At 62.8% G+C, this 3,348-nt stretch carries 4 protein-coding genes; 1 reads left to right on the forward strand and 3 read right to left on the reverse strand.

Annotation, left to right across the window (positions count from 1 at the left end):
• Positions 1 to 460: 460 nt before the first annotated feature.
• Together PV350_RS45695 and PV350_RS45700 are read right to left on the reverse strand one after the other, a co-directional pair.
• Positions 461 to 769, reverse strand: coding sequence for a WhiB family transcriptional regulator (locus PV350_RS45695; RefSeq protein WP_500339203.1), 309 nt, complete (start codon positions 767 to 769; stop codon positions 461 to 463).
• Positions 770 to 933: 164 nt separating this feature from the next.
• Positions 934 to 1,644 (reverse strand): IclR family transcriptional regulator, encoded by a 711-nt coding sequence (locus PV350_RS45700; RefSeq protein WP_500339204.1) that lies wholly within the window; start codon positions 1,642 to 1,644, stop codon positions 934 to 936.
• Positions 1,645 to 2,478: 834 nt separating this feature from the next.
• Here PV350_RS45700 and PV350_RS45705 point away from each other — a divergent pair.
• The gene (locus PV350_RS45705) at positions 2,479 to 2,964 is read left to right on the forward strand and encodes a peptidase inhibitor family I36 protein (protein ID WP_500339205.1); all 486 of its coding nucleotides are present in this window, start codon (positions 2,479 to 2,481) and stop codon (positions 2,962 to 2,964) included.
• A 20-nt stretch (positions 2,965 to 2,984) separates the two neighbouring features.
• Here PV350_RS45705 and PV350_RS45710 read toward each other — a convergent pair.
• Positions 2,985 to 3,348: transposase (locus PV350_RS45710; RefSeq protein ID WP_500339206.1), on the reverse strand; the 364-nt coding region annotated here is incomplete at its 5' end.

Below are 3,348 nucleotides of genomic sequence, written 5' to 3' on the forward strand. Positions count from 1 at the left end.
TACCACAGCGCTGCGCGCTGTGCAAGCGAAGGGCCCCCGCTCCGCGGGGGCCGGCCGCCTCGCTGCGCTCGGCGGTACGGGGCGCTCCGCACCCCGCGGGGCAATCCCCTCACTGCGTTCGGGGATTGCGGGCCCGCTTGGCGGGGCTTGCCTCACTCCGTTCGGCCCGCCCCTTGCGGGCCTGGTGGGGCTCCGCTTCGCTCCACCCCACCCGAGGGCGCTGACACGCCCTCAATGTCAGGCTCGCTGCGCTCCCCTGACCGGCCCTCGGCTCCGCCTCGCGCCGTAGGGCCCGCTGCCGCGGGCCGGGCTGACTACGAGGGGAGGGGGTGCCCGATGTTCAGCCTCTCCCTAGCGGATGCGTGCGTCAAAATTGGAAGCCGCTAGCTTCTGGAGTGGGACATCGCCCCCGGAATACGCCACGTCATATAAGCGAGTGGCTCAATCTCGGTGAACCAGGTTATGCACACTGAGCTTTTTGTCCACGAACCCCGTGCACGCGGCGGGCATACCCGGCATCAGCTCTCTCGGAGTCAGTCTCGCCGCCCCAAATCCCGTACTCGCCACTTTCTCTAGCCCAATCGCGACAGGAAACCCGCACCGGACAAGCCGCACACAACGCACGCGCTTCCGCAACTCTCGAACGACCGTGAGTGCCCTTATCACTGAAAGCATCGCCTGGCGGGTGGAACAAGTGCGGTCGGGCCGAACAGGGAACTGCGGCCGGAAACTCGATAAGAAAATGCGGAGGCGTCAAGGTGGAAGGCATGGACACGTCTTTCCTCTACTACACAGCGAACACAACTTGCTCATCGGCCTTGGCCTCCCCGTTCTCGAACGCATGCGCCATGCACGGCGGGCGGTAGCGCTTGCGTTGTCAGTTGAAGGCGGACTTCATCGGGAAGCTAGGAGCGGTGAAATCGGCACTGCTTCCTAAGTAGCGCAGTGTTCGGACAAGCGGTCCGCCGCGTCAACGACGGCCTGGGCGTGCATGCGCCCGGGGTGACGGGTGAGCCGCTCGATCGGGCCCAAAATGGATACTGCGGCCACGACACGGTTGGACGGGCCGCGCACCGGGGCCGAGACGGACGCCACGCCCGGTTCGCGCTCGCCAATCGACTGGGCCCAGCCCCGGCGCCGTACCCCGGACAGCGTGGTCGCGGTGAAGCGGGCCCCCTCCAGTCCGCGGTAGAGCCGCTCTGACTCCTCCCACGCCAGCAGGACCTGGGCGGCCGAGCCGGCCTTCATCGGCAGCGTCGAGCCGACCGGGACGGTGTCCCGCAGTCCGGACAGCCGCTCGGCGGCGGCCACGCAGATGCGCATGTCGCCCTGACGGCGATAGAGCTGGGCGCTCTCGCCGGTCACGTCGCGCAGATGCGTCAGCACCGGCCCGGCCGTGGCCAGCAGACGGTCCTCGCCCGCCGCGGCGGCCAGTTCGGACAGCCGCGGACCAAGGATGAAGCGCCCCTGCATGTCACGCGCCACCATCCGGTGGTGCTCCAAAGCGACCGCAAGACGATGCGCAGTAGGACGAGGGAGACCCGTGGCGACTACGAGCCCGGCCAGGGTGGCCGGGCCGGGCTCCAGTGCGCTGAGCACCAGAGCCGCCTTGTCGAGAACGCCGACGCCACTGCTGTTATCCACAAACGACACTCACTCTCGAGGTCAGCTGAAGTTGCGAAGGACCGGGCTGGTGCTCGTTCCCTCGGCGGGTTACAGCCTTTACCCGAAAATTCACGCCCGAATATAGAGCCGAAGAGCCAGGGCTGCGTAGAAGAACAGCGCCAAAATGAGCCGATAGATGAGATCTGCATCACAAAACATTCAGAGGGAGTTCTGGAATAGAATGCATCAGCATCATCTCAAACACGCTCTTGACCGCTCATCTATTCCAGTAGAGTGCGAAAGAGCACGCGATCTTTGCGATACGCCGGACAAGATGCACCCGTGCTCTGTTGCCCCGCGAGAGAGCCCATCGCAACTCGCTCGCGTCCACCTCTGGATGCGATGTACCGCCTGCATGACAGTGAGCTACCTGAGGAGGTACCACTCCGTGTCAGCCGCCCACACGCAAAACACCACCTCGTGTCAGCAGCCAGACATCGTCATAGGCCAGAGACCTGCGAGAACATCCATCTCCTGATCAACCGTCACTGCCATGAGCTCACTGACATGAAGCCGATACATCGCAAGCAGAGCACCCGGCAGCTGCGCAAGCGCTGACTACAACAGACAAGGTTCCACGCAGTTCCCTGCTTCCCCACCCGTTCTGTGGCTGCGGCTCGCACGATTCACCACTATAGAAGAACTTTCTTTTGCGGCAACCGCCAGCAGTGGCGTCTGGATTCAGAATGGCGACGCCACCATTCAATGAAGCGACGCCTTCCTTGTGGGAAACTTAGCATGTTCAAGGTGTCAAGTCCCTATCACTCGTAGGGGGACTAGGCACCCCAAACACTTAAAACAGGGATGGTAGCGATGATTTCTTTTCGCAGGCGGAACTGGGTTCGAAGGATTACCGTTGTAGGCGCTGCCGTCTCAGCAGTAATTCTCGGCGTCACTACACCGGCATCTGCGACCGATGTCCCGAACCTTCACATCCACGACGGTGTGAGTTCGTGCAGTGCGAACAAGTTCTGCGGATGGCGAGACAAGGATTACCAGGATGGAACGAGTCTCGTGTGGTGGGACGCTAACATCGAACTCTGGTCAATGGGAACGTACACCAACGTTGACGACTTCGCCAAGGTCAGGCTCGCCAGGGAGGATGTCGGGTGGCACACCTTCAATGACCGCATGACTTCCTACGTCAACAACACTAGCCAAAATGCCTGCCTGTACACTGATGCCACCTACCGGGGAAATTCGCTGCTCGTTCGAGCCTGGCAACAGGTTCCCTTCATCCCGAGCTACAACGACCAAATCAGCTCGCTCAAGTTTGTCGGAAGCTCGACCTCGTGCTGACGAGAAGCGTCTACTGAGGATTAATGCGTGATGTCGCCGGGGCTTATGGCGAGGCCGGTGCCGATGAGGCAGCCGGTGATGATGGTGGGCCGGTACTGGATCTGGCGTAGGCCCCGGCGGACTGCGGTGACCAGTTGCGTGTATTCGGTGAAGGCGATGTTGGCCAGGCTGGTGCGCCGCAGGCTGGACCAGATCCCTTCCACGGGGTTGAGGTCGGGTGCATATGCCGGCAACTGGAACACCGTGAGCCAGTCCCGGGCCGTGATCCAGGCGCGCATCGCGCGACTGAGGTGCAGGCCGACGTTGTCCCAGACCAGCACGATCGGCCCGCCGAGCTGGGTGTGGGCGGCGGTGAGCAGGTCTCGTAAGTCCTTCCAGGAGAAG

The organism is Streptomyces sp. PA03-6a (assembly GCF_033792765.1).
GTDB lineage: Bacteria > Actinomycetota > Actinomycetes > Streptomycetales > Streptomycetaceae > Actinacidiphila.

Coding starts and splice junctions, on each gene's coding strand:
- PV350_RS45705 (WP_500339205.1), top strand. CDS start 2,479: ATGATTTCTTTTCGCAGGCGGAACTGGGTTCGAAGGATTACCGTTGTA.
- PV350_RS45695 (WP_500339203.1), bottom strand. CDS start 769: ATGCCTTCCACCTTGACGCCTCCGCATTTTCTTATCGAGTTTCCGGCC.